23 protein-coding genes are annotated in these 26,729 nt (G+C 65.3%); 19 read left to right on the top strand and 4 right to left on the bottom strand.

From position 1 onward, the window contains the following. Nucleotides 1-158: 158 nt before the first annotated feature. From acnA to DFLDMN_RS07340, 4 genes are all read right to left on the bottom strand, one after another. Nucleotides 159-2,864, bottom strand: coding sequence for an aconitate hydratase AcnA (gene acnA, locus DFLDMN_RS07355; protein WP_423197807.1), 2,706 nt, complete (start codon nt 2,862-2,864; stop codon nt 159-161). 165 nt (nt 2,865-3,029) lie between these two features. Further along, nucleotides 3,030-3,608 (bottom strand): hypothetical protein, encoded by a 579-nt coding sequence (locus tag DFLDMN_RS07350; RefSeq protein ID WP_423197806.1) that lies wholly within the window; start codon nt 3,606-3,608, stop codon nt 3,030-3,032. 217 nt (nt 3,609-3,825) lie between these two features. Continuing rightward, a complete protein-coding gene (locus DFLDMN_RS07345; protein WP_423197805.1) occupies nt 3,826-4,806 on the bottom strand; it encodes an HpcH/HpaI aldolase/citrate lyase family protein in 981 nt (326 codons plus the stop codon). A gap of 143 nt (nt 4,807-4,949) precedes the next feature. Beyond that, nucleotides 4,950-5,933: a malate dehydrogenase gene (locus DFLDMN_RS07340; RefSeq protein WP_423197804.1), complete on the bottom strand. Its 984-nt coding sequence runs from the start codon at nt 5,931-5,933 to the stop codon at nt 4,950-4,952. 433 nt (nt 5,934-6,366) lie between these two features. Here DFLDMN_RS07340 and DFLDMN_RS07335 point away from each other — a divergent pair, with 433 nt between their 5' ends. The 19 genes from DFLDMN_RS07335 to DFLDMN_RS07245 all read left to right on the top strand — a co-directional run bounded on the left by DFLDMN_RS07335 (nt 6,367) and on the right by DFLDMN_RS07245 (nt 26,673). Next, nucleotides 6,367-7,209 (top strand): GntR family transcriptional regulator, encoded by an 843-nt coding sequence (locus DFLDMN_RS07335; RefSeq protein WP_423197803.1) that lies wholly within the window; start codon nt 6,367-6,369, stop codon nt 7,207-7,209. Between the two features lie 390 nt (nt 7,210-7,599). Continuing rightward, nucleotides 7,600-8,010 (top strand): succinate dehydrogenase, cytochrome b556 subunit, encoded by a 411-nt coding sequence (gene sdhC, locus DFLDMN_RS07330; protein WP_423198350.1) that lies wholly within the window; start codon nt 7,600-7,602, stop codon nt 8,008-8,010. 11 nt (nt 8,011-8,021) lie between these two features. Next, nucleotides 8,022-8,387, top strand: coding sequence for a succinate dehydrogenase, hydrophobic membrane anchor protein (gene sdhD, locus DFLDMN_RS07325; protein WP_423197802.1), 366 nt, complete (start codon nt 8,022-8,024; stop codon nt 8,385-8,387). Nucleotides 8,388-8,390: 3 nt separating this feature from the next. Further along, entirely contained in the window at nt 8,391-10,169 is a 1,779-nt protein-coding gene (gene sdhA, locus DFLDMN_RS07320; RefSeq protein ID WP_423197801.1) for a succinate dehydrogenase flavoprotein subunit, read from the top strand. Nucleotides 10,170-10,203: 34 nt separating this feature from the next. Continuing rightward, entirely contained in the window at nt 10,204-10,905 is a 702-nt protein-coding gene (locus DFLDMN_RS07315; RefSeq protein ID WP_423197800.1) for a succinate dehydrogenase iron-sulfur subunit, read from the top strand. A 190-nt stretch (nt 10,906-11,095) separates the two neighbouring features. Next, nucleotides 11,096-11,377 (top strand): succinate dehydrogenase assembly factor 2, encoded by a 282-nt coding sequence (locus tag DFLDMN_RS07310; protein WP_423197799.1) that lies wholly within the window; start codon nt 11,096-11,098, stop codon nt 11,375-11,377. A 41-nt stretch (nt 11,378-11,418) separates the two neighbouring features. Beyond that, nucleotides 11,419-12,720 carry a citrate synthase gene (gltA, locus tag DFLDMN_RS07305; protein WP_423197798.1) on the top strand — a complete coding sequence of 434 codons (1,302 nt, stop codon included), beginning with the start codon at nt 11,419-11,421 and terminating at the stop codon, nt 12,718-12,720. Between the two features lie 568 nt (nt 12,721-13,288). Then, nucleotides 13,289-14,416, top strand: a complete 1,128-nt coding sequence (locus DFLDMN_RS07300; RefSeq protein WP_423197797.1) for a branched-chain amino acid ABC transporter substrate-binding protein — start codon at nt 13,289-13,291, stop codon at nt 14,414-14,416. 208 nt (nt 14,417-14,624) lie between these two features. Next, entirely contained in the window at nt 14,625-15,551 is a 927-nt protein-coding gene (gene livH, locus DFLDMN_RS07295) for a high-affinity branched-chain amino acid ABC transporter permease LivH (RefSeq protein WP_423197796.1), read from the top strand. Nucleotides 15,552-15,588: 37 nt separating this feature from the next. Next, complete coding sequence (locus DFLDMN_RS07290; RefSeq protein ID WP_423198349.1) at nt 15,589-16,836, top strand: high-affinity branched-chain amino acid ABC transporter permease LivM; 1,248 nt, start codon at nt 15,589-15,591, stop codon at nt 16,834-16,836. After that, nucleotides 16,833-17,600, top strand: a complete 768-nt coding sequence (gene livG / locus DFLDMN_RS07285; RefSeq protein WP_423197795.1) for a high-affinity branched-chain amino acid ABC transporter ATP-binding protein LivG — start codon at nt 16,833-16,835, stop codon at nt 17,598-17,600. The genes DFLDMN_RS07290 and livG overlap by 4 nt, the downstream gene beginning before the upstream one ends. Beyond that, the gene (locus DFLDMN_RS07280; RefSeq protein ID WP_423197794.1) at nt 17,600-18,301 is read left to right on the top strand and encodes an ABC transporter ATP-binding protein; all 702 of its coding nucleotides are present in this window, start codon (nt 17,600-17,602) and stop codon (nt 18,299-18,301) included. The genes livG and DFLDMN_RS07280 overlap by 1 nt, the downstream gene beginning before the upstream one ends. A 292-nt stretch (nt 18,302-18,593) precedes the next feature. Further along, complete coding sequence (gene leuC / locus DFLDMN_RS07275; protein WP_423197793.1) at nt 18,594-20,003, top strand: 3-isopropylmalate dehydratase large subunit; 1,410 nt, start codon at nt 18,594-18,596, stop codon at nt 20,001-20,003. Nucleotides 20,004-20,050: 47 nt separating this feature from the next. After that, the gene (locus DFLDMN_RS07270) at nt 20,051-20,182 is read left to right on the top strand and encodes an entericidin A/B family lipoprotein (RefSeq protein ID WP_423197792.1); all 132 of its coding nucleotides are present in this window, start codon (nt 20,051-20,053) and stop codon (nt 20,180-20,182) included. Nucleotides 20,183-20,198: 16 nt separating this feature from the next. Further along, on the top strand, nt 20,199-20,849 hold the full coding sequence (gene leuD / locus DFLDMN_RS07265; protein WP_423197791.1) for a 3-isopropylmalate dehydratase small subunit: 651 nt from the start codon (nt 20,199-20,201) through the stop codon (nt 20,847-20,849). Nucleotides 20,850-20,886: 37 nt separating this feature from the next. Beyond that, entirely contained in the window at nt 20,887-21,954 is a 1,068-nt protein-coding gene (gene leuB / locus DFLDMN_RS07260; protein ID WP_423197790.1) for a 3-isopropylmalate dehydrogenase, read from the top strand. A gap of 124 nt (nt 21,955-22,078) precedes the next feature. Continuing rightward, entirely contained in the window at nt 22,079-22,219 is a 141-nt protein-coding gene (locus DFLDMN_RS07255) for a hypothetical protein (RefSeq protein ID WP_423197789.1), read from the top strand. A gap of 89 nt (nt 22,220-22,308) precedes the next feature. Next, nucleotides 22,309-23,445: an aspartate-semialdehyde dehydrogenase gene (gene asd / locus DFLDMN_RS07250; protein WP_423197788.1), complete on the top strand. Its 1,137-nt coding sequence runs from the start codon at nt 22,309-22,311 to the stop codon at nt 23,443-23,445. 300 nt (nt 23,446-23,745) lie between these two features. After that, on the top strand, nt 23,746-26,673 hold the full coding sequence (locus DFLDMN_RS07245; RefSeq protein ID WP_423197787.1) for a FimV/HubP family polar landmark protein: 2,928 nt from the start codon (nt 23,746-23,748) through the stop codon (nt 26,671-26,673). Nucleotides 26,674-26,729 lie beyond the last annotated feature (56 nt).

The following is a 26,729-nucleotide window of genomic DNA, read 5'->3' as shown; positions in this document are numbered from 1 at the left end:
CAGTCCGGGCTTGCGTGGAACTTACGTGCCGGCTTGGGGAAATCCCTGACGGAGGCGGGAGGGCGCGACCGGGTGCCCGGCCCGCCCGTTCACCGCGCCGGGCGGCACGGTGAGGGGCGGCGCGGCGCCAGGGCGGCGCCGCGCGATGCCGGTGTCGATTACGCGGCCAGCAGCTGGCGCAGCACGAACGGCAGGATGCCGCCGTGGTTGTAGTAGTCGACCTCGATCGGCGTATCGATGCGCAGCAGCACCGGCACGCGCTGCACGTCACCGTTGGCACGGCGGATCACAAGCACCACGTCCTGCTGCGGCTTGAGTTCGCCCTCGATACCTTCGATGTCGAAGGTCTCGTTACCGACGATGCCGAGCGACTGCGCGCTGTCGCTGCCCTTGAACTGCAGCGGCAGCACGCCCATGCCGACCAGGTTGGAGCGGTGGATGCGCTCGAAGCTGCGTGCGATCACGGCCTTCACGCCGAGCAGCTGGGTACCCTTGGCCGCCCAGTCGCGCGACGAGCCGGTGCCGTATTCCTCGCCACCGAACACCACCGTCGGCGTACCTTCGGTGACGTACTTCATCGCGGCGTCGTAGATCGACATTTCCTCGCCGGTCGGCTGGTGCAGCGTAATGCCGCCTTCCACGCGCGAGCCGTCGTCCTTGGGCGGGATCATCAGGTTCTTGATGCGCACGTTGGCAAAGGTGCCGCGCATCATCACCTCATGGTTGCCGCGGCGCGAGCCGTAGCTGTTGAAGTCCGCCTTGAGCACGCCGTGCGAGAGCAGGTACTTGCCGGCGGGCGAGGTGTCCTTGATCGAACCGGCCGGCGAGATGTGGTCGGTGGTCACGGAGTCGCCAAAGATGCCCAGGGCGCGCGCGCCGCGCACGCTGGCGCTGGCGGCCTTGGGCTCGAGCGAGAAGTCCTGGAAGAACGGCGGCTCGGCGATATAGGTCGAGGTCGGCCAGTCGTACACCTGACCGGTCGTGCCCTTGATCCTGGCCCACAGCGGGCTCGGATCCTTGACCTTGTCGTAGTTGTTCTTGAAGACCTTGGCGTCGAGCGCGAACTTCAGCAGCGCGTGGATTTCCTCCGAGGTCGGCCAGATGTCGCCCAGCCAGATGTCCTTGCCGCCCTTGCCCTTGCCCACCGGCTCGGTCATCAGGTCGCGCGTCATGGTGCCGGCGATGGCGTAGGCCACCACCAGCGGCGGCGAGGCCAGGAAGTTGGCGCGGATGTTCGGGTGGATGCGGGCCTCGAAGTTGCGGTTGCCCGACAGCACGGCGGCCGCCACCAGGTCGTTCTTGACGATGGCCTCGTTGAGCGGCGCCGACAGGTCGCCGGCATTGCCGATGCAGGTGGTGCAGCCATAGGCCGTCACGCCAAAGCCGAGCTTTTCCAGGTACGGCAGCAGGCCGGTCCTGGTCAGGTACTCGGTCACCACGCGGCTGCCCGGGGCGAGCGAGGTCTTGATATGCGGGGCCACGTTCAGGCCGGCTTCCACCGCCTTCTTGGCCAGCAGGCCGGCGGCCAGCAGCACGCTCGGGTTCGAGGTGTTGGTGCACGAGGTAATGGCGGCGATCAGCACGTCGCCGTTCTTCACCTTGACGCCGTCCGACGTGGTGTACTCGCGCGTCAGCTCGTCGGGCTTCTTGTTGAAACCGTTCTCCGACACCGGCTTGCTGAACAGCGACGAGAAGGTGCTCTTCACGTGGCCGATCTCGATACGGTCCTGCGGACGCTTCGGGCCGGCCAGCGACGGGGCCACGGTGCCGAGGTCGAGCGACAGGTTCACGCTGTAGTCGATATCGCCGGCGCGGGCCACGCCGAACATCTCCTGGGCCCGGAAGTAGCCCTCGAACGCGGCGATTTCCTCGTCGGTGCGGCCGGTGCCCTTGAAGTAGTCGATGGTCTTTTCGTCGACCGGGAAGAAGCCCATGGTGGCGCCGTATTCGGGCGCCATGTTGCCGATGGTGGCGCGGTCGGGCACGGCGATGTTGGCGGTACCCTCGCCGTAGAATTCAACGAACTTGCCCACCACCTTCTCGCGGCGCAGCATTTCGGTAATGGTCAGGACCAGGTCGGTCGCGGTCACGCCTTCGCGCAGGCGGCCCTTGAGCTCCACGCCCACCACGTCCGGGGTCAGGAAGTAGACCGGCTGGCCCAGCATGCCGGCCTCCGCCTCGATGCCGCCCACGCCCCAGCCCACCACGCCGATGCCGTTGATCATGGTGGTGTGCGAGTCGGTGCCGACCAGGGTGTCCGGATAGTAGACGTCACCCTTCTTGTGCACGCCGCGCGCGAGGTATTCGAGATTGACCTGGTGCACGATGCCGAAGCCGGGCTGCACCACGCCGAACGTGTCGAACGCCTGCATGCCCCACTTCATGAACTGGTAGCGCTCGTTGTTGCGCTGGAATTCGAGCTGCATGTTCAGGTCGAGCGCCTTCTTCTCGCGGAAGTGGTCGATCTGCACCGAGTGGTCGACGACCAGATCCACCGGCACCAGCGGCTCGATCTGCTTGGGGTTCTTGCCCATCTTCTCGGCCACGTTGCGCATGGCCGCCAGGTCCGCCAGCAGCGGCACCCCGGTGAAATCCTGCAATACGACCCGTGCCACCACGAACGGAATCTCATCCACGCGTTCGGCGTTGGGCTTCCAGTTGGCCAGCTGGCGCACGTGTTCCTCGGTCACCTTCTTGCCGTCGCAGTTGCGCAGCACCGACTCCAGGACCAGGCGGATCGACACGGGCAGTCGCTCGATGGCGACACCCAGTTCCTTGCCCAGCTGCGGCAGGGAGTAGAACTGGCCGCTGCCGTTGCGGCCGATCTTGAATGACTTCAGCGTGTTATTGAGATTGTGGGGCATTGCCTGACTCCAATGAAGGATGACTCGGGACTCGACTTCTGGGGCTTCTTGTTCTTCAGACCCCGGTGCGCGCAGGGATTCCGGTCGCCAGGCACGCACCGTGACAGCACATTCCCCGCACGCGCGGCGCCAGGCCGCGCGCGTGGGGTTACCTCTGGAATACGTTTACTGCTTGGGCGTGATCTGGGCCGCCGTAGCCGGCTGCTGCGACGGCGCTTCCGCCTGCTGCACCGCGGGTGCGGGGGCGGCCGAAGGGCTGGCCAGCAGCGGCGTCGTCACCGGTGCGCGCAGGGCGCCGGCCTGCGTCGGGGCGGATCCGCCGGCCAGCATGTCGGCGGTCTGGCATTCGTCGGCCAGGCGCTGGCCCATGTTCTTGTTGAAGAGCATCGCCTTGCTCGGGATCACGACGAGGTCGAGGCCGCTGCGGGCATCGAAATAGCGGTCGGCACCGGTCACCGTCGACTGGCGCGGCAAGCGGTATTCCTTGCCTTCCCAGTTGACCGTGATGATTTCATCGCGGCGCATGTTGCCGGAGATGTACATGGCATGGCCCAGCTCGCATTGCCACTTTTCGCCGCTCGGCGGCACGGGCGTTTCGGCAACGGGCGTGGCCTTCTTGGCGGCGTGCTTCTTGGCCGGTGCCTTCTTGGTGGCGGCCGGCTTCTTTGCGGGTTCCTGAGCCAGTGCCGTGCCGGCGGTCAGGGTCATGGCGCCAAGGCAGGCGACGAGCACGAGGTGTTTCATTGCTGTTTCCTTTTCGGATATCAAAATAGTAGGTCGCTGCGTCGATGAACGGTTAGCGGTGGGGCGGAATTGTCCGACAACTTGCCGCCGCTATTCTCTACGATTTGCCCATGCGGGCGTAGTACATCATGGATTGGTTACACAATTGCACACATCGGGGTCACATGCGTCAAAGCCATGTGCCTTACCGCCCATCGGCAGCGTGTTCACGCCCGGCTCATGCAAAGAAAAGCTCCGCCGCCGCGGCCGGCAACGGCGTGCCGGTGGCATGCGCGCGCTGCAGCAACGACCAGTAATAACGATAGCTCGCGCGGTCATGGAGTTGGCCATCGTGCCGGATCGGTGCCCAGTTATTTTCGTGGGCCGCGAGCAAAATCTGACTGGCCGCGCCGATCTCCGCATCGCTCGGCCGGAACGCCGCGACGATCGGCGCAATCTGACCCGGGTGGATGCTCCATTTGCGCAGGTAGCCGAATTCCGTGCGCGCGCGCAAGGCGTCGTCGCCCGCGCGCTGCGGCACCTGCACGTCGGTACTCACATTGTGCGACGGCACCTTGCCGTGGCGATGACACGCCGCGGCAATCTCAAGCATGGCGCGGCGGATCAGCGGCTGCTCGAACTGCTGCGGCGAGCGCATGGCATCGCCGGGAATCGCGCCGTGGTGGGCCGATACGAAATCCATCAGCCCGAACGACAGGCACTCCACCTGGACCAGTGCCGCGATGTCGAAGACCTGCTCGAGTGCCGCGTGGGTCTCGATCAGGACGTGAATGGGGATATGCCTGGCAATACCGGCGGCGCGCGCCACATGATTGACATGATCGGTCACGCGGGCCACCTCGACCACGTCGGTGACCTTGGGCACCACTACGTAGGCGAGCCGGGCGCCGCTGGCCGCGACCAGCACGTCGATATCCTCGCGCCACGACGGATGGGCGGGATCGTGGATCCGTACGCCCACGCGATGATGAACGTTGTCGGCACTGTTGATCAACTGCGCGCACAGCGTCGCGTGCTCGCGCTCCTGGCCGACGGCGGCGCCGTCTTCGCAGTCGAACGTGATGTCGAACACGGGACCCAGCTCCTGTTGCAGCGCCAGCGACTTGCGCATGAGCTTTTCGCTGCCGGCATAGTGATCGCATACCGGCAACTGGACCGGTATCGCTTCGCCCTGGAACAAGACCTCGGATGGATGCACGTTATTCGGTGTCTGAAGAATGGGGGAAAAAACAGTGCGATCTGGCAACAAACCGCGCCCATGAAAAAACCGGGGCCCGCGCCGATTCGTGAAACTCGTGAATCGATGCGGGGCCCCGGTCAGTCATCGGAGGCAGCTGCCGATCAGCCCAGCAGGTGCTGCACGCCGGCACGCTCTTCTTCGAGTTCCTTGAGCGTGATGTTGATCTTTTCCCGGCTGTAGGCGTCGACCTCGAGGCCCTTGACCAGTTCGTACTTGCCGTTGGCGGTGGTCACCGGGAAGCCGAACATCACGTCCTGCGGAATGCCGTAGTCGCCGTTCGACGGAATGCCCATCGTGACCCACTTGCCGTTGGTGCCGAGCACCCAGTCGCGCACGTGGTCGATGGCGGCGTTGGCGGCCGAGGCTGCCGACGACAGGCCGCGCGCCTCGATGATGGCGGCGCCGCGCTTGCCGACGGTCGGCAGGAACACGTCGTTGTTCCAGGCCTGGTCGTTGATCATGTCCTTGACGCTCTGGCCGTCCACGGTGGCGTAGCGGTAGTCGGCGTACATGGTCGGGCTGTGGTTGCCCCAGACGAACAGCTTCTCGATGGCCGCCACCGGCTTGCCGGTCTTGGCGGCGATCTGCGACAGGGCACGGTTGTGGTCCAGGCGCAGCATGGCGGTGAAGTTCTCGCGCGGCAGGTTCGGCGCCGACTTCATGGCGATGTAGGCGTTGGTGTTGGCCGGGTTGCCCACCACCAGCACCTTGACGTTGCGGCTGGCCACTTCGTCCAGGGCCTTGCCCTGCACGGTGAAGATCTGCGCGTTGGCTTCGAGCAGGTCCTTGCGCTCCATGCCCTTGCTACGCGGACGGGCACCCACCAGCAGGGCGACGTCGGCGTCCTTGAATGCCACCTTGGGATCGTCGGTGATCACCACGCCGGCCAGCAGCGGGAATGCGCAGTCTTCCAGTTCCATCACCACGCCCTTGACGGCGGCCTGGGCTTGCGGGAGATCGAGCAGTTGGAGGATGACCGGCTGGTCTTTGCCGAGCATGTCGCCGTTGGCGATGCGGAACAGCAGGGAATAGCCGATCTGGCCAGCGGCGCCGGTGACTGCGACGCGCATTGGGGCTTTAGCCATGAGAAAGTCTCCAAACGATGAAAAGGGAAAACAGGCGGCAAAGCCGGCGGCCGGGGCGCTGAGGTAAGCAGCGCCGGGCAAGCCGAGCCGGGAAAGCCGGGTTAGCCGTCCGGCAACGCGCCAGCGCGTTGCCGCGAGCAGTCTGTGTCGCCACGGTGTGTCGCCAGGGGGCAGGGCGGCCATCCGCCGACAAGCCGTAAGTCTACTACTGCTATGTGGCGCGTCGCATCCAACCCGATCACGGGGATGGAAATAGTCCGGCGATCGGCGCGGAAACGATTCCGTCCACGTGCGCGTGCGGTTGCGGCGGCGCGGGGCTGCGCGAGTGTAGGTCGCGCCGAACGATGCTGTCAATTGATATGTCTTATATAAGACATAAGACATTTCATAGTTCGCTGGACGCGTTTCTCGCTTTTGTGGTGAAATCCGGGCTATGTCAACCCTGCCCACGACCCTGGCCGCCGCGACCGCCAACGGAGCGTCGGACGCTGGCGGTGCCCCGTCCGGTGCCGGCACGCCATCGTCCGCGGCGCCGGCGACTGCGCCCGCGGCCACGCCTTCCCCGACCTTCAGCCCCCTCTACCAGCAGATCAAGGCCCTCATCATGAAGAGCCTGCAGTCCGGCGAATGGAAGCCGGGCGAGATGATCCCGAGCGAGATGGAGCTGGCGTCGCGCTTCAAGGTCAGCCAGGGTACGGTCCGCAAGGCCATCGACGAGCTGGCCGCCGACAACCTGGTGGCGCGGCGGCAGGGCAAGGGGACCTTCGTCACGACCCATCACGAGGATGTGGTCAAGTTCCGCTTCCTGCGGCTGGTGCCGGACGAGGGGGAGCCGCACTACGGCGCGAGCCGGGTGCTCGAATGCAAGCGGCTGCGCGCGCCGGCCGAAATCGCACGGCTGCTCGACCTGCGCACCGGCGACAGCGTGGTGCAGATCAGGCGCGTGCTGACGTTCTCGGGCGAAGCCACCGTGCTCGACGAGATCTGGCTGGTGGGCGCGAGCTTCAAGGGCCTGACGGCCGAAAAGCTGACCGAGTGGAAGGGGCCGATGTACGCGCTCTTCGAGGCGGAATTCGGCACCCGCATGATCCGCGCCACCGAGAAGATCCGCGCGGTCGCGGCCGACGAGACCGCGGCCGGGCTGCTGTCGGTGGCGGTCGGCTCGCCGCTGCTGTCGGTGGAGCGCGTGTCCTTCACCTACGGCGACCGGCCGGTCGAGGTGCGGCGGGCGCTTTATGTCACCACGCGACATTATTACCAGAACGATCTGAGTTGAATCGGCCCGTCGGCCCGGATTGCCGGTTCCGTATTGGTGCGAAAACACGTAACGTGCGATTGTCGCGCACGCCGGGTTGGTGCGTGATAGCTGAAAATTATTGGTGCGCTGCGCAACAAAGGCGCTAAAATCATGGGGATTTGCCCCAGTGCATTCCTGTGTATGCAGTACTGCCGCGCATGAATGTTCCGGCGACCGCAGGTGCGCATGTCGCTGGTATCCGCAGTACCCATGTCGGTGCGCGCTAAGTCCGGTATGTCCGGCAGGTCCGGTATGTCCGGTGCGGTGCGCGGGAATCCAGGTCATCGTGACGCGGTGACCGGGATTCGACCGGGGCAATGGCAGTTTCGTTCTTTTGCAGTTCTTTTCTTACCGCAAATGGGGTCTCGCATGGCTGAAGCCGTCAAACAAGCCAGGCCGGAGTTCCGGAACATCCATGTCGCGCAACTCGCGCGATACAGGTTGCCCTGGGCCGGCAAGGTATCCATCCTGCATCGCGTGAGCGGTGCGCTGATGTTCCTCCTCCTTCCGTTCGTTCTGTACCTGTTTGAGCAGAGCATCACCTCCGAGATCAGTTTCGCCAGGTTTTCGGCCCTGATGTCCGGTGGGTTCGTCAAGCTGGTCGTGCTGGCCCTCATCTGGGGTTACCTGCATCATTTCTGCGCGGGTATCCGCTTCCTGCTGCTCGATGTACACGTGGGCGTGTCCAAGCCGGCTTCCGGCAAGTCTGCCATCGCCGTGCTCGTCGTCAGCCTGCTGCTTACCCTGATTTTCGGGCTGAAGCTTTTCGGCCTGTTCTGAGGAGAGTACAAGTGGCAAATAACAATATCGGTCCCAAGCGTCTCGTCGTCGGCGCGCACTACGGTCTCAAGGACTGGCTTGCGCAACGCGTGACGGCCGTCGTCATGGTGGTGTTCACCGTGGTGCTGGCCATCGCGTTTCTCGCCTTCGGCAATCCCAGCTACGAAGGCTGGGCAGGTCTCTTCGCCAACCAGTGGATGAAGATCCTGACCTTCCTGACCATCCTCTCGCTGCTGTATCACGCCTGGATTGGCGTGCGCGACATCTGGATGGACTACGTCAAGCCGATGGCCGTGCGCCTTCTGCTGCAAGTGCTAACGATTCTGTGGCTCGTCGGTTGCGCGGGCTACGCTGCTCAGATTCTCTGGAGGGTGTAATAAATGGTCGCAGTCAAGACTGGATTGCCGCGTCGTCGATTTGACGTGGTCATCGTCGGGGCGGGCGGCGCCGGGATGCGCGCATCCCTCCAGCTCGCGGAAGCCGGCCTCAACGTGGCCGTGCTGTCGAAGGTTTTCCCCACGCGCTCGCACACCGTGGCGGCGCAGGGCGGTATCGGCGCCTCGCTTGGCAACATGAGCGAGGACAACTGGCACTATCACTTCTACGACACCATCAAGGGTTCCGACTGGCTCGGCGACCAGGATGCGATCGAGTTCATGTGCCGCGAAGCGCCCAAGGTCGTCTACGAGCTCGAACACTTCGGCATGCCGTTCGACCGTAACGCCGACGGCACCATCTATCAGCGTCCGTTCGGCGGTCACACGGCCAACTACGGCGAGAAGCCCGTGCAGCGTGCCTGCGCCGCGGCCGACCGCACCGGCCACGCGCTGCTGCACACGCTGTACCAGCGCAACGTGCGCGCCAAGACCCACTTCTTCGTCGAATGGATGGCGCTGGACCTGATCCGCGATCAGGACGGCGACGTGCTGGGCGTGACCGCGCTGGAAATGGAAACCGGCGAGGTCTACATCCTCGAGGCCAAGACCACGCTGTTCGCCACCGGTGGTGCCGGCCGCATCTACGCCGCATCGACCAACGCCTTCATCAATACCGGTGACGGCCTGGGCATGGCGGCGCGCGCGGGCATTCCGCTCGAAGACATGGAGTTCTGGCAGTTCCACCCGACCGGCGTGGCCGGCGCGGGTGTGCTGATCACGGAAGGCGTGCGCGGCGAGGGCGGTATCCTGCGTAACAAGGACGGCGAGCGCTTCATGGAACGCTACGCGCCGACGCTGAAGGATCTGGCGCCGCGCGACTTCGTGTCCCGCTCGATGGACCAGGAAATCAAGGAAGGCCGCGGCTGCGGCCCCAACGGCGACTACGTGCTGCTCGACCTGACCCACGTCGGGGCCGAGACCATCATGAAGCGTCTGCCGTCGATCCGCGAGATCGGTCTCAAGTTCGCCAACGTCGACGCGATCAAGGAACCGATTCCCGTGGTGCCGACCATCCACTACCAGATGGGTGGTATTCCGACCAATTTCCATGGTCAGGTGGTGGCGCCGAAGAACGGCAACCCCAACGAGATCATCAACGGTTTCTACGCGATCGGCGAATGCTCGTGCGTGTCGGTGCACGGCGCCAACCGCCTGGGTACCAACTCGCTGCTCGACCTCGTGGTGTTCGGCCGTGCCGCCGGCAACCACATCGTCGCCAACGCCAGCAAGCAGAAGGAACACAAGCCGCTGCCGGCCGATGCCGCGGACCGCGCCATGGCGCGCCTGGCCAAGCTGCAGGCGTCGTCGTCGGGCGAGTACACGCAGGACGTGGCCAACGACATCCGCCGCAACATGCAGTCGCACGCCGGCGTGTTCCGTACGCAGAAGCTGATGGACGAAGGTGTCGAGCGCATCCTGGAAGTGGCGGAACGTGCCGACAACATTCACCTGAAGGACAAGTCGAAGGTCTTCAACACCGCCCTGGTGGAAGCCCTCGAAGTGTCCAACCTGGTGGAAGTGGCCAAGGCCACCATGATCTCGGCCGCGGCCCGCAAGGAATCGCGTGGCGCGCACGCCCACAGCGACTTCCCCAACCGCGACGACCAGAACTGGCTCAAGCACACGCTGTTCTACAGCGAAGGCAACCGCCTCGACTACAAGCCGGTGAAGATGGAACCGCTGACGGTGGAATCGGTTCCGCCGAAGGCCCGTACCTTCTGAGCACCGTATCGTAGAGAAAACAGGACCCACAGAAATGAAGCGTATTTTCGAAGTCTACCGCTACGATCCGGACAAGGATGCCGCCCCGCGCATGCAGACCTACGAGGTCGAGCTGGACGGCCACGAGCGCATGCTGCTGGACGCGCTAGTCAAGCTGAAGAAGCTGGACGAGAGCATCTCGTTCCGCCGTTCGTGCCGCGAAGGCGTGTGCGGCTCGGACGCGATGAACATCAACGGCAAGAACGGCCTGGCCTGCCTGACCAACCTGCGCGAGCTGCCGGACCGCATCGTGCTGCGTCCGCTGCCCGGCCTGCCGGTGGTGCGCGACCTGATCGTCGACATGACGCAGTTCTTCAAGCAGTACCACTCGATCAAGCCGTTCCTGATCAACGACGAGCCGCCGCCCGAGAAGGAGCGTCTGCAGTCGCCGCAGGAGCGCGACGAGCTGGACGGCCTGTACGAGTGCATTCTGTGCGCGAGCTGCTCGACGTCGTGCCCGTCGTTCTGGTGGAATCCGGACAAGTTCGTCGGCCCGGCCGGTCTGCTGCAGGCTTACCGCTTTATCGCGGACAGCCGCGACCAGGCCACCGGCGAGCGTCTGGACAACCTGAACGACCCGTATCGCCTGTTCCGTTGCCACAGCATCATGAACTGCGTCGACGTCTGCCCGAAGGGGCTGAACCCGACCAAGGCGATCGGCAAGATCAAGGAGTTGATGGTTCGCCGCGCGGTTTGACGACGATCCTGCGGACGTGGCGGAAGCGGTCTACACTGTCTTTTCGCCACGACCCGACCCTGCCATGCCGCCGCGCATCGAGCCGGCGGCCGCAACGGACCCGGCAGGGGTAGTAAGCGTAGTAGTAAGCGGCGTGCAAGCCTCGGCGGTTATCGTCCGGGGTGCGCACACCGCAGCTTGAAGGCTGACCATGAGTCTTTCCACCACTTTCTCCCATCAGGCCGACCCGCACAAGCGCGCCCGCCTTCGCTGGCGTGCCCGCCGCGGCCTCCTGGAGAACGACATCATCGTCGAACGTTTCTTCAACCGTTACGAGGAAAGCCTGTCCGACCAGGACGTGGCCGCACTCTCCGAGCTGTTCGAGCTCAGCGACAACGAGTTGATGGACCTCCTCCTTGCGCGCAAGGAACTTGACGGTGAGCTCGACACGCCCCCGATGCAAAAGGTCCTGGGCCTGCTGCGTTCGGTCTGAGTTTGGTCAACATATTATTCACAGCATTAGAAGGAACCGACATGACGCCGTCCGATGTGAAAGCCACGCTATCGTTTTCCGATGGTTCCCCCAGCGTTGAGCTGCCGATCTACAAGGGTACGGTTGGCCCGGACGTGATCGACATTCGCAAACTGTACGGTCAGACCGGCAAGTTCACCTATGACCCCGGTTTCATGTCGACTGCGTCCTGCAACTCGAAGATCACCTACATCGACGGTGACAAGGGCGAGCTGCTCTATCGCGGCTACCCCATCGAGCAACTGGCGCAGAAGTGCGACCACCTGGAAACCTGCTACCTGCTGCTGAAGGGCGAACTGCCCAACGCCAAGCAGAAGGAAGAGTTCGTCAACACCGTGATGAACCACACCATGGTGCACGAGCAGCTCCAGTTCTTCCTGCGCGGCTTCCGCCGTGACGCCCACCCGATGGCCGTGCTGACGGGCCTGGTCGGCGCCATGAGCGCGTTCTACCACGACGCGATGGACATCGACGATCCGCAGCAGCGCGAGATCTCGGCCATCCGCCTGATCGCCAAGATGCCGACCCTGGTCGCCATGGCGTACAAGTACAACATCGGCCAGCCGTATATCTATCCGCAGAACGACCTGTCGTACTCGGGCAACTTCATGCGCATGATGTTCGGCACGCCGTGCGCGCCGTACACCGTGAACCCGGTGCTGGAGCGTGCGCTCGACCGCATCTTCATCCTGCACGCCGACCACGAGCAGAACGCCTCGACCTCGACCGTGCGCCTGGCCGGTTCGTCGGGCACCAACCCGTTTGCCGCCATCGCCGCGGGCGTGGCCTGCCTGTGGGGTCCGGCTCACGGCGGCGCCAACGAAGCCGCGCTCAAGATGCTGGAAGAGATCGGCAGCGTCGACAACATCAACGAGTTCATCAAGCAGGTGAAGGACAAGAACTCGGGCGTGCGCCTGATGGGCTTTGGTCACCGCGTGTACAAGAACTACGACCCGCGTGCCAAGCTGATGCGCGAGACCTGCCACGAAGTGCTGAACGAACTGGGCCTGCACAACGACCCGCTGTTCAAGCTCGCCATGGAGCTCGAGAAGATCGCGCTCGAGGACGAATACTTCGTGAGCCGCAAGCTGTACCCGAACGTCGACTTCTACTCGGGTATCGTGCAGCGCGCCCTCGGCATTCCGACCTCGCTGTTCACCTGCATCTTCGCGCTGGCACGTACGCCGGGCTGGATCTCGCAGTGGGAAGAAATGATCACCGATCCGGAATACAAGATCGGCCGTCCGCGCCAGCTGTTCAACGGCTCGCAAAGCCGCGAAGTGCCGGACATGGCCAAGCGCTGAGCACGCTGCTCGCTCGCGCCGCGGCCACGCACGTCCGCGTGCATGGCCGGGCCGGTGGGCGACGACGCCCCTGCGACGCCCCTGAGGTTCTCAGGGGCGTTTTTTATTGCTCGATCGCTTGCACCAGTATCGTGAAACCGGGCTTTTGCGCCCGATCCTGTCGTCGACGGGTTGCAACTGTCAGCATTAATTGTGCGAATTTTGTCCGGTTCAGGGTTTATTGCTGCCTCGAGGTGCAACTTCGACCTATAATCCGGACTGCTTTGCCGACGGCAGCCGGGCCACCCTTCCGGTCCTGTCGCGCGGCAGGCGGGGCAGGCGAAGCGCTTGCGCATTAGAGAACGCATCAACGTTGTCTTTCCGAACGATGGCACCAGGATGGCTCCGCCTTCCGGGCTGCCAGCACATGCCGGCCCCGCACTTCCCATCTCCATATCGCAGGCCTGGCTACCGCTCCGGGCGCTGATCCCTCCTCGCGGGTGTGTGGTTCGAATGCGCGGCGCGTGCGAATGCGCAAGGCATGCCGGCTGCCCGGATGACCTACATACCCAGAACCGAGGAGCTCCTGATGACGAAGTCCCGTCTCACGTCCATCTCCGTCGCCGCTGTACTGGCGACGGCCGGCCTTTGCGCTGCCACGCAGGCCAATGCCGAAACCATCAAGATTGCCATCGCCGGCCCGATGAGCGGCGCGGTCGCCCAGTACGGCGACATGGTGAAGGCCGGCGCGCTGACCGCCATCGAACAGATCAACGCGGCGGGCGGCGCCGGTGGCAACAAGTTCGAGGCGGTGCTGATGGACGATGCCTGCGAGCCGAAGCAGGCCGTGGCCGTGGCCAACAAGATCGTCAGCCAGAACATCCGCTACGTGATCGGTCACGTGTGCTCGGGTTCGACCATTCCGGCTTCCGATATCTACGAGAACGAAGGCATCGTGATGGTGACGCCGTCGGCTACCGCGCCGCAGCTCACCGAGAACAAGAAGCGCAAGTTCATCTTCCGCACGATTGGCCGCGACGACCAGCAGGGCCCCGCCGCCGCGCAGTACATCATCGGCCACGTCAAGCCGAAGAAGGTTGCCATCCTGCACGACAAGCAGTCGTACGGCCAGGGCATCGCCAGCTCGGTGAAGAAGGACCTGGAAGCCGCCAGAATTCCGGTGGCGGTGTTCGAGGGCATCAACGCCGGCGATTCCGACTACTCGGCCGTCATCACCAAGCTCAAGTCGCAGGGTGTGGACTTTGTCTACTTTGGCGGCTACCACCCCGAGATGGGCCTGCTGCTGCGCCAGGCGCGCGAGCAGGGCGTCAAGGCGACCTTCATGGGCCCCGAGGGCGTGGGCAACAAGGACGTGACCGCGATTGCCGGCCCGGCCTCGGAAGGCATGCTGGTCACGCTGCCGGCTGACTTCTCCGCCGATCCGGCCAATGCCAGCCTGGTGAAAGCCTTTGCCGACAAGAAGCGCGATGCCAACGGTCCGTTCCAGATGCCGTCGTATGCCGCCGTGAAGATCATCGGCGACGCGATTGCCGGCGCCAGGAGCACCGATCCGGCCAAGGTTGCCGCGTACATGCACAAGAACGCGTTCCAGACCCCGATCGGCAAGGTCGAGTACGACGAGAAGGGCGACCTCAAGTCGTTCAGGTTCGTGGTCTACACGTGGCACAAGGACGCCACCAAGACTGCCGCGAACTGATCGGCGCGCTGATCGGCGCGCTGATCGGCGCGAACTGATCGGCGCGAACTGATCGGCCTGAGCTGATCAGCGAGAACGGATCGGGGCTCACGGATCGGCTGCCTGCCGATCCGGCGACCCCCGCCGTCACACGACGCGCACCCCGCTCGCGCCACACGCGCCGTGGGGTGCCTTGGCATCGGCATCTCCCGATCCAAAAGGTCCCAGGATGAACGAATTCCTCCCACAATTTACCCAGCAGCTGGTCAATGGCCTGACGCTGGGCGCGATCTATGCACTGATCGCCATCGGCTATACGATGGTCTACGGCATCATCGGCATGATCAACTTTGCCCATGGCGAGATCTACATGATCGGCGCCTATGTCGGCCTGGTCACGTTGACCGCGATCGGCGCGCAGGCCGGCTATCCGCTGCCACTGGTGCTCGGCGCGGCGCTGATCGTCTCGGTCCTGGTCACCGGCCTCTACGGCTTTGCGGTCGAGCGCGTGGCGTACCGGCCGTTGCGCGGCGGACCGCGCCTGGTGCCGCTGATCTCGGCGATCGGCATGTCGATCTTCCTGCAGAACTATGTCCAGATCGGGCAGGGCGCGCGCGACGTATCGGTGCCGGTGCTGATCTCGGGCGCCATCGAATTCCAGATGGGCAGCGACTTTACCGTCACGGTGCCGTATTCGCGCCTGCTGATCGTGCTGGTCACGCTGGCGCTGATGATCGCGCTCACGCTGTTTATCGGCCACTCGCGCATGGGCCGCGCCTGCCGCGCCTGCGCCGAGGACATGCGCATGGCCAACCTGCTCGGCATCGATACCAACCGCGTGATCTCGTTCACGTTCGTGCTGGGCGCGATGCTTGCCGCCGTGGGCGGCGTGCTGATCGGCCTGACCATCGGCAAGCTCAATCCGTTTATCGGCTTTATCGCCGGCATCAAGGCGTTCACCGCGGCGGTGCTCGGCGGCATCGGCAGCATCCCGGGCGCCATGCTGGGCGGCGTGCTGCTGGGGCTGGCCGAAACCTTTGCCTCGGGCTACATGCCGGCCGAATACAAGGACGTGGTGGCGTTTGGGTTGCTGGTGCTCGTGCTGCTGTTCCGTCCGACCGGCCTGCTCGGCAAGCCGGACGTCGAAAAGGTTTGAGGAGGCCGCCATGCAATCCGCTCCATCCGTCGTTTCCATGAACCGGCCTTCCCCGTCGTACGGCGCCACGCTCAAGGGCGCCGTGATCGCCGCGGTGATGACCGCCATCCTGACCATTCCCGTGCTCGGCCTGCAGCTCAGGCTCGAGGGCTACCAGGTCGTGCTCGAGCCGCACTGGCGTCCGGTCTGGATCGCCGTCGTCGCGGTGTTCCTGTTCCAGCTCTTCCGCCCCGCCTTCACCCGTGCCGGCCAGGCAGTGAAGCTGCCCGCCATGCCGCAGCTTGGCGCGCGCCGGCAGCGCGTGGTGATGTGGGTGCTGCTCGCCATCGGGCTGGTATGGCCGTTCTTCGGCTCGCGCGGCGCGGTGGACGTGGCCACGCTCGCGCTGATCTACGTGATCCTCGGCCTCGGCCTCAATATCGTGGTGGGCTACGCCGGCCTGCTCGACCTGGGCTACGTCGGCTTCTATGCGGTGGGTGGCTATACCTACGCGCTGCTCAACCAGTACTTCGGCCTGACCTTCTGGGAATGCCTGCCGCTCGCCGCCGGGCTGTCGGCGACGTTCGGCTTCCTGCTCGGCTTTCCGGTGCTGCGCCTGCGCGGCGATTACCTGGCCATCGTCACGCTTGGCTTTGGCGAGATCATTCGCCTGCTGCTGAACAACCTGACCAGCCTGACCGGCGGCCCCGACGGGGTGTCCGGTATTCCCAAGCCGACCGTGTTCGGCATCGAGATGGCGCGCAGCGCCAGCGTCGAGGGCGCCAGGACGTTCCACGAGCTGATCGGTCTCGACTACAGCGGCCAGCACATGGTGATCTTCCTGTACCTGCTGGCGCTGCTGCTGGTGGGCTTTACGCTGTTCGTGACCAGCCGCCTGGTACGCATGCCGATGGGCCGCGCATGGGAGGCGCTGCGCGAGGACGAGATCGCGTGCCGCTCGCTGGGCCTCAATCCCACCCGCATCAAGCTGTCGGCATTCACGCTCGGCGCCTCGTTCGCGGGACTGGCGGGCGCGTTCTTCGCGGCGCGCCAGGGCCTGGTCAATCCGGAGTCGTTCACCTTCATCGAGTCGGCGCTGATTCTCGCCATCGTGGTGCTGGGTGGCATGGGCTCGCAGCTCGGCGTGATTCTGGCGGCCATCCTGCTGACCGTGCTGCCCGAGGTGGCGCGCGGTTTTGCCGAATACCGCATGCTGATCTTCGGCCTGGTCATGGTGTTGATGATGATGTGGCGTCCGCAGGGCCTGCTGCCCGCGAGCCGTCCGCACGTGGAGCTGCCCCAATGAGCGCTGAACTGCTGAAAGTATCGGGCCTGCAGATGCGCTTCGGCGGCCTGCTGGCGGTCGATGGCATCGACTTCGACGTGCGTCGCGACGAGGTGTTCGCGATCATCGGTCCAAACGGGGCCGGCAAGACCACCGTGTTCAACTGCGTGGGTGGGTTCTACAAACCGACCGCGGGCGAGGTCACGCTCGACGGGCAGTCCATCGGCGGCCTGCCGAGCCACCAGGTGGCTCGGCGCGGGCTGGTGCGCACGTTCCAGAATATCCGTCTGTTCAAGTCGCTGACGGTGGTGGAGAACCTGCTGGTGGCGCAGCATCGCCAGGTGAAGGCCGGCCTGCTGCACGGGCTGCTGGCTACGCCGTCGTATCGTCACGCCGAGCGCGCGGCGCTCGCGCGTGCGGCCATGTGGCTCGACCGCATGGGCCTGACCGCGGTGGCAAACCGCGAGGCGGGCACGCTCTCGTACGGCCATCAGCGCCGGCTCGAGATCGCGCGCTGCATGATCACCGGGCCGCGCCTGCTGATGCTCGACGAACCGGCGGCCGGCCTCAATCCGCAGGAGAAGATCGAGCTCCAGCAACTGATCGACCGCCTGCGCCACGAGTTCAACATCTCGGTACTGCTGATCGAGCATGACATGAGCCTCGTGATGGGCGTATCCGATCGCATCCTGGTCATGGAGCATGGCCGCCCGATCGTGATCGGCAAGCCCGACGAAGTGCGCAACGACCCGCGCGTGATCAAGGCCTACCTGGGAGAGGACTGATGCTCAAGCTGGAACAGGTCCATACCCACTATGGCGCCGTGGAGGCGCTGTCTGGTGTATCGATCGAAGTCAACAAGGGGGAGATCGTCACCCTGATCGGCAGCAACGGCGCCGGCAAGACGACGCTGATGATGACGGTGTGCGGCTCGCCGCGCGCCTCCGCGGGGCGCGTACTGTTCGAGGGGCAGGACATCACGCATCTGGACACGCACCGCATCATGCGGCTCGGCATGGCCATCTCGCCGGAAGGGCGCCGCGTGTTTCCGAGCCTGACGGTGCTCGAGAACCTCAAGATGGGCGGCTTCTTTGCCAGCCGCGAGGATATCGAGGCCGGCATCGCGCACGTGTTCAGGCTGTTCCCGCGCCTGGAGCAGCGCGCCACGCAGCGCGCCGGCACCATGTCGGGCGGCGAGCAGCAGATGCTGGCGATCGGCCGCGCGCTGATGAGCCGGCCGCGCCTGCTGCTGCTGGACGAACCCACGCTCGGCCTGGCGCCGCTGGTGATCGCGCAGATCTTCGATATCATCCGCACCATCCGTGACGAGGGCGTCACCGTGTTCCTGGTCGAGCAGAACGCCAACAAGGCGCTGCAGGTGGCCGACCGCGGCTATGTGCTGGAGACCGGCAAGGTGGTGCTGGCCGATACCGGTGCCAACCTGCTGGCCAACGACCGCATCCGCGCCGCCTATCTGGGCGGCTGAGCCGGTCACCGGGGCGGCCGGAAGCTGCCGGGCTGCCCCGGTGGCTTGCTCCCGCCCGGCATTCGCCAACCGCGAAATCCCCCTTTCGCCAATCGCAATCTCTTGTCCGATAGCACGGCGCGCAGGCTTTGCGCTGCCCGTGGCATAATCGCTTGCGAAGTCAAGCAATCGCCGTTGCCACCCAAATGGCTGCACAATCGCGGTGGCTTTACCGGCAAAAACAATCCCCTGCAAACCAACTTGCGGATCGGCGCCGTCCCCGCCCGGATGGTCCAGACCCGCCCCCTGCATCATGGCCAAGACGCTCTACGACAAACTCTGGGATGACCACACTGTCCACGTCGAGGAAGACGGCACCACGCTGCTCTATATCGACCGACATCTGCTGCATGAAGTCACCAGCCCGCAGGCATTCGAGGGCCTGAAGATTGCGTCGCGTCCGGTCTGGCGCATCAGCGCCAATCTGGCCGTGTCGGACCACAACGTGCCGACCACCGACCGCACCCATGGCATTGCCGATCCGGTCTCGCGCCTGCAGGTGGACACGCTCGACGCCAACTGCGACGCGTTCGGCATCACGCAGTTCAAGATGAACGACCACCGCCAGGGCATCGTGCACGTGATCGGGCCCGAGCAGGGCGCCACGCTGCCCGGCATGACCGTGGTCTGCGGCGACTCGCACACCAGCACGCACGGTGCCTTCGGCGCGCTCGCGCATGGCATCGGCACCTCCGAGGTGGAGCACGTGCTGGCCACGCAGACGCTGCTGGGCAAAAAGGCGAAGAACATGCTGATCCGCGTGGAAGGCAAGCTGCCGCGCGGCTGCACCGCCAAGGACATCGTGCTCGCCATCATCGGCAAGATCGGCACGGCCGGCGGTACCGGCTACACCATGGAATTCGCCGGTTCGGCGATTCGCGAGCTGTCGATGGAAGGCCGCATGACGGTCTGCAACATGGCGATCGAGGCCGGCGCGCGCGCGGGCCTGGTGGCCGTGGACGACACCACCATCGAATACGTCAGGAACCGCCCGTACGCGCCGCAGGGCGTGGAATGGGACCAGGCCGTGGCCTACTGGCGCACGCTGCACTCGGACGCCGGCGCCCACTTCGACAAGGTGGTGGAGCTGCGTGCCGAGGAGATCCGTCCGCAGGTCACCTGGGGCACCTCGCCCGAGATGGTGGTCAGCATCGAGGACCGCGTGCCCGATCCCGAGAAGGAAAAGGATCCGGTCAAGCGCGGCGCGATGGAACGCGCGCTGCAATACATGAACCTGGAACCGAACGTGCCGATGGACGCCATCAAGGTGGACAAGGTGTTTATCGGTTCGTGCACCAACAGCCGCATCGAGGACATGCGCGCCGCCGCGTGGGTGGTGCAGAAGCTGGGCCGCCGTGTGGCGTCCAACGTCAAGCTGGCGATGGTGGTGCCGGGCTCGGGCCTGGTCAAGGCGCAGGCCGAGCGTGAAGGCCTCGACAAGGTGTTCACGGCCGCCGGTTTCGAATGGCGCGAACCGGGCTGCTCGATGTGCCTGGCGATGAATGCCGACCGCCTCGAGCCGGGCGAGCGCTGCGCGTCCACCTCGAACCGCAATTTCGAGGGTCGCCAGGGCGCCGGCGGCCGTACCCACCTGGTCAGCCCGGCAATGGCCGCGGCGGCTGCCATCGAAGGCCATTTCGTCGATATCCGCAAGCTCGGCTGAGCCGGGCTTTCCTTCCACCGTTCAAGAACAAACCGTAGGACAGAATCATGAAAAAGCTCCTGATCGCAGTGGTCGCATGCATCGGCATTTTCCAACTGGCTGGCTGCAACACGGTGGCTGGCTTCGGCAAGGACACGCAGGCCGCCGGCCACGCGCTCGAACGCGCGGCCAACAAGTAACGAGGCACTTGGCATCATGGACAAATTCACCGTACACAGCGGGCTCGTGGCGCCGCTGGACCGCGAGAACGTCGATACCGACGCGATCATCCCCAAGCAGTTTCTCAAGTCGATCAAGCGCACCGGCTTTGGCCCGAACCTGTTCGACGAATGGCGCTACCTCGACGTGGGCCAGCCCGGCCAGGACAACAGCCGCCGCCCGCTGAACCCGGACTTCGTGCTCAACCAGCCGCGCTACCAGGGCGCGTCGATCCTGCTCGCGCGCGACAACTTCGGCTGCGGCAGCTCGCGCGAGCACGCGCCGTGGGCGCTCACGCAATATGGCTTCCGCGCCATCATCGCGCCGAGCTTTGCCGACATCTTCTTCAACAACTGCTACAAGAACGGGCTGCTGCCGGTGGCGCTGACCGCGCTGCAGGTCGATCACCTGTTCAACGAGACCAATGCCTTCAACGGCTACCAGCTGACCATCGATCTCGAGCGCCAGGTCGTGGTCACGCCGGGCGGCGACAGCTATGCGTTCGATATCACGCCGTTCCGCAAGTACTGCATGGTGAACGGTTTCGACGATATCGGCCTGACGCTGCGCCAGTCGGAAAAGATCAAGGCCTACGAGGCCGAGCGCATGGTCAAGATGCCGTGGCTCGGCAATCGCCTGGTCGGCTGAGCCCGGCCTTTTCACATTCGTACAGGAATACGCCAAGATGAAGATTGCAGTGCTGCCCGGTGACGGCATCGGCCCCGAGATCGTTGCGGAAGCCGTCAAGGTGCTCAACGCCCTCGACGAAACGTTCACGCTGGAAACCGCGCCGGTGGGCGGTGCCGGCTACGAGGCGGAAGGCCATCCGCTGCCCGAGAAGACGCTCAAGCTGGCCAGGGAAGCCGATGCCATCCTGTTTGGCGCGGTCGGCGACTGGAAGTACGACAGCCTGGAGCGTGCGCTGCGCCCCGAGCAGGCCATCCTCGGCCTGCGCAAGCACCTGCAGCTGTTCGCCAACTTCCGTCCCGCGATCTGCTATCCGGAACTGACCGGCGCGTCGAGCCTCAAGCCCGAACTGGTGGCCGGCCTCGATATCCTGATCGTGCGCGAGCTCAACGGCGACATCTACTTCGGCCAGCCGCGCGGTGTGCGCGAGGCGCCGGACGGTCTCTTCAAGGGCCAGCGTGAAGCGTTCGACACCATGCGCTACAGCGAGCCGGAGATCCGCCGCATCGCCCACGTGGCCTTCCAGGCGGCGGCCAAGCGCGGCAAGAAGCTGTGCAGCGTGGACAAGGCCAACGTGCTGGAGACCTTCCAGTTCTGGAAGGATGTGGTGATCGACGTCAGCAGGGAGTACCCGGACGTGGAGCTCTCGCACATGTACGTGGACAATGCGGCCATGCAGCTGGTCAAGGCACCCAAGAGCTTCGACGTGATCGTGACCGGCAACATGTTCGGCGACATCCTGTCGGACGAGGCGGCGATGCTGACCGGATCGATCGGCATGCTGCCGTCGGCGTCGCTGGATGCGAACAACAAGGGGCTGTACGAACCGTCGCACGGCTCGGCGCCGGACATCGCCGGCAAGGGCATCGCCAATCCGCTCGCGACCATCCTGTCGGCGGCAATGATGCTGCGCTATTCGCTGAACCGCGCCGAGCAGGCCGATCGTATCGAGAACGCGGTCAAGAAGGTGCTGTCGCAGGGTTACCGCACCGCGGACATCCTGACGCCGGGCTGCCGCCAGGTCGGCACGCGCGAGATGGGCGAGGCCGTGCTGGCCGCGCTGTAAGCGGTTGTCATGGCAAGGGCAGGACGCAGGTCCTGCCCTTTGTCTTTTATCTTTCGGCTTCTGTCTTTTGTCGTTTTGGTGGTATGGCTGCGGCACCGCCGCAAAATCGTGTAGACTCCCCCGCATGGCCCGAATCGACCAGTCCATCCCGACTGCTTCCCTCGCTACCATTACCGTTACCAGCGGCATGGTCGGCGCGGATTCGCATGGCCCGGCGGTTACCGCAACGACGATTAAAACCATTACCAAGAAAGCGATCGCCTAGATCGTTCGTCGTGCCTGCCCGTCTTCCCCGCGCAGCCACGCCGGGCGAGGAAAATGGCGGGGAAGTTCACATCACATCCGAGGTTAGTCATGATTGTAGGTCTCGTCGGTTGGCGAGGAATGGTTGGCAGCGTCCTGATGCAACGCATGCAGGAAGAGCGCGATTTCGACCATATCGAGCCCATTTTCTTCAGCACGTCCAACGCTGGCGGCAAGGCGCCGGCCATGGCGAAGAATGAAACCACGCTGAAGGACGCGAACGATATCGACGCACTGAAGCAGTGCGACGTGGTGCTCACCGCCCAGGGCGGCGACTACACGAACGATGTGTTCCCGCGCCTGCGCGCGGCGGGCTGGAAGGGCTACTGGATCGACGCGGCTTCGTCGCTGCGCATGAAGGACGATGCGATCATCGTGCTCGATCCGGTCAACCTCGGCGTGATCAAGGACGCGCTCGCCAAGGGCGTGAAGAATTTTATCGGCGGCAACTGCACGGTGAGCTGCATGCTGATGGGCCTGGGTGGCCTGTTCCAGCATGATCTCGTCGAGTGGATGACCTCGATGACGTACCAGGCCGCCTCGGGTGGCGGGGCCCAGCATATGCGCGAGCTGCTGACGCAGTTCGGCACCCTGAATGCTTCGGTCAGGGCGCTGCTCGACGATCCGGCGTCGGCCATCCTCGAGATCGACCGCCAGATCCTCGCCACCCAGCACGGCCTGTCGGCGGACGAGACGAAGCAGTTCGGCGTGCCGCTGGCCGGCAACCTGATCCCCTGGATCGACAAGGACCTCGGCAACGGTGTGTCGCGCGAGGAGTGGAAGGGCGGCGCCGAGACCAACAAGATTCTCGGCCGCGGCGAAGGCTTCCTCGGCGCGACCGGCGCCACCGCGATTCCGGTGGACGGTCTGTGCGTGCGCATCGGTGCCATGCGCTGCCATTCGCAGGCGCTCACGATCAAGCTGCGCAAGGATGTGCCGCTCGACGAGATCGAGGGCATGCTCGCCGCCAATAACCAGTGGGCCAAGGTCGTGCCGAACACGCGTGAGGCCAGCATGACCGACCTGACCCCAGCCGCGGTGACCGGCACGCTAACCATTCCGGTCGGCCGCCTGCGCAAGATGCAGATGGGCGGAGAGTACCTCTCGGCCTTCACGGTGGGCGACCAGTTGCTGTGGGGCGCCGCCGAACCGCTGCGCCGCATGCTGCGCATTCTGATCGAAGCCTGACTGTTCTGACACGCCTTCCGCTTCCGTTGCGGGCAGGCAACAGAAATGGTCACTTTCCGTGCAACGCCGCGCCCACGCGCGGCGTTGTTACGTTCCGGCGCCACTTTTTCCCCGGGCTTGCGTCACAATACAGCCGGCATACGCTTGGCTGGGGGGTCATAGCCGCGTCACAGCGGCAGTCTGGGCGAAGTCCGGGCGGACTTATAAACTGCATGAGTCCGCTCCGCGCTATCGTTTGCCACGCCAGGCGCATTGGGTCGGGTTTTTTTCTGTTTACTAGAAAACAAAATGGAGCACGAGGTGAGTGTGAGCCTACATCGCCGGAAAGATGCGCCTACTGTCCGTCAGCGCTGGTCAACGCTGGCCGTGACGGCTCTCGGTCTGCTGCTTGCGCAGCCGGCCGCGTATGCCGCGGGGTTTGGACAACTACGGGTTCAGTCGAGCCTGGGGCAACCGCTTCAGGCTGAAATCGATATCAGCGGCGTCACGCCGGAAGAAGCCGACGGCCTGACCGTGAAGCTGGCCGCGCCGAACGCGTATGCGCGTGCCGGCCTGACCTATCTGCCCGCGGTCGGCACCGTGCGGGTCAATGTCGAGCGCCGTCCGAACGGCAGCTACGTGGCATATGTCCGCTCGGCTCAGCCCATCAGCGAGCCCTTCGTGGATATCCTCGTCGACATGACGTGGTCCAGCGGCAAGGTCACGCGCGCCTATACGTTCCTGCTCGACCCGGCCGGCAGCAAGCCCGCGCCGCAGTCCTTCGCACCCAGCACGGTGGTCCAGGCGGCAACGCCGGACGCTTCGCCGGCAGCCCCCGCGGAGAATTTGCCGGCCGCGCCGGCACCCGCCGCGGCACCGGTGCTCAGTGCACCCGCCACCGGCGGTGACGCCACGCCGCGCCAGCGCACCCCGCGCCGCGCCGCGCAGGCGGCACCCGCCCCGGCTCCGGCCGCCGCCGACGGTGGCGCCGCGCCGAGCGGCAGCTACACCGTGCAGCGTGGCGACACGCTCTATTCGATTGCCGGCGACGCGTCGCAGGGCGTGGAAGCGGTTTCGCTCGAGCAGATGCTGCTTGCGCTCTATCGCAACAACCCCAACGCGTTTATCGGCGGCAATATCAATCGCATCAAGTCCGGCGTCGTGCTCAAGGTGCCGTCGGCCCAGCAGGCCCAGACCGTGAGCCCGCGCGAGGCGCGCCGCGAGGTGGTGGCCCGCACCCAGGGGTTCGACAGCTATCGCAGCCGCCTGGCCGCGGCCGCGGCGGCCAGGTCGGTGGAGGCGGGCACCGGCCGCGAGCAGGCCGGCGCCGTCACCGCACGCGTGCAGGAACAGGCGGCCCCGGCCACCGGACCGCGCGACGAACTCAAGCTCAGCAAGGCCGAGCGGGGCGCGCAGGCCAAGGCCGCGGCCCAGGCCGAGGCCAACGTCGCGAACGAGCGCAAGCTCAAGGAAGCCGAGTCGAAGCTGGCCCAGCTGGAGAAGAATGTCTCCGACATGCAGCGCCTGATGGAGCTGAAGAACGCGGAGATCGCCAAGCTGAACCAGGCCAACAACGCGGCCCGCACCAGCCCGTCCGCCGCGACCGGCGCCAACGCTGCCACCAGCGCCACCAGCGCCACCAGCGCAGCGGCACCGGCACCGACCGTGGTGCCGGCCGAGCCGGCCAAGGCCGACGTCGCGACCAACGCGCCGCCGCCCGCTGCACCGGCCACTCCCCAGGCTGCTACGCCAGCCACTGCGGCGGCATCGGCTTCGCCGCCGACGACAGCGCAGGGGGCTTCGGCACCGCAAGCGCAGGCCGCCGCACCGGTCGCCGCTTCGGCACCCGTGGCCGCGGCGCCGGTCAAGCCGGTCGCGCGTCCGCAGCCGCAACCGCTGCCGCCCGAGAAGTCGTTCCTCGACGATCTGCTCGACAACCCGATGCTGCTGCCGGGCGCCGGCCTGCTGATCGCGCTGCTGGGCGGCTATGCGATCTATCGCCGCCGCCAGAAGCAGAAGGCGAGCGAGAGCACGGGCTTTGGCGACAGCATCCTGTCGCAGGAGAGCACGGTGATGGCGGGTGGCCACTCGCTGTTCGGCGCCGCCGGCGGCCAGAGCGTGGATACGTCGCAGCACAGCGTGTTCGGCGCCGACTTCCGCATCGGCAGCAACTCGCCGGAAGCGACCGAGGTCGATCCGATCGCCGAGGCGGAGGTTTATATCGCCTACGGGCGCGACGTGCAGGCGGAGGAAATCCTGCGCGAAGCGCTCCAGCAGAATCCTGAGCGCCAGGCGATTCGCCTCAAGCTCATGGAGATTTACAGCACTCGTCAGGATGTGGAAGGTTTCCGGGTGATCGCAGAAGAAATGTTTGCCCAGACGGGCGGACAAGGTGCGGACTGGCAGCAGGCGGTAGAGATGGGGCGCAAGCTCGACCCCGCCAACGCGCTGTACCTGTCCGTGGCGGCCGAGCAGGCCGCGGAACAGGAGGATACGCGGACCCCGGTCGCCGACCAGTGGCGCACCGAAGACCCCGCGCGCAACCCGCAGCAGCCGCCGAAGGAGCCCGCGCTGGGCGATCTGGCACTGCCGCTGGACGCCTTCCCGGCGCCTGCGCCGGGGGAGCCCATCGTGGCGCCGCAGTCGGCCTCGCTCGTGTTCGGCTCTGAGTCGACCGAAGCGATACCGGCGGCACGTGGGGTGGATGTTCTTGACGAAAGCCTCGACGCCGGCCTCGACATGCCGGGGCAAGAGGCTGGCCGGCACCTGGCCGAGGTGCCGAGCTTCGAGGTTCCCGCGCTGGATACCCCGACCCGTGCCCGTCCGCTCGAATTCGACATGTCGGGCATTTCGCTCGACCTGAATGCGGACAAGGGTGACACGGATCATGACAGGCACGACGTGCTGGCCGAGCCGGCGCCGGCCTTCCACACGCCGCGCCTCGATGAAGCCACGGTGCCGCTGCCGGCTCCGACCATGCTTCAGGACGGCAAGCTCGTGGAGCCGATCGATCTGTCGCGCGTGACTTCCGAGCACCGCAGCGAGCATACCAACGGCGTGGCACCGAGCACGCTGTCCGCGACCGGCATCGACGGTGGCCGCGACATGCAGATCAAGCTCGACCTTGCGCGTGCGTATATCGAGATCGGCGACAGGGAAGGGGCCCGCGAATTGCTGCAGGAAGTGGTGGACCAGTCGCAGGACCCGCTGCAGGCCGAAGCCCGCACGCTGTTGCGCGAGGTGGCCTGAGCGGTCGAGCGAGCGCACTGGGTTATCATTGCGCCTCCGGGCGCGCGCATGCGAAC

This window comes from Cupriavidus sp. H19C3 (assembly GCF_049393815.1).
Lineage (GTDB): Bacteria > Pseudomonadota > Gammaproteobacteria > Burkholderiales > Burkholderiaceae > Cupriavidus.
This window is presented reverse-complemented; position numbering and strand designations above follow the sequence as displayed.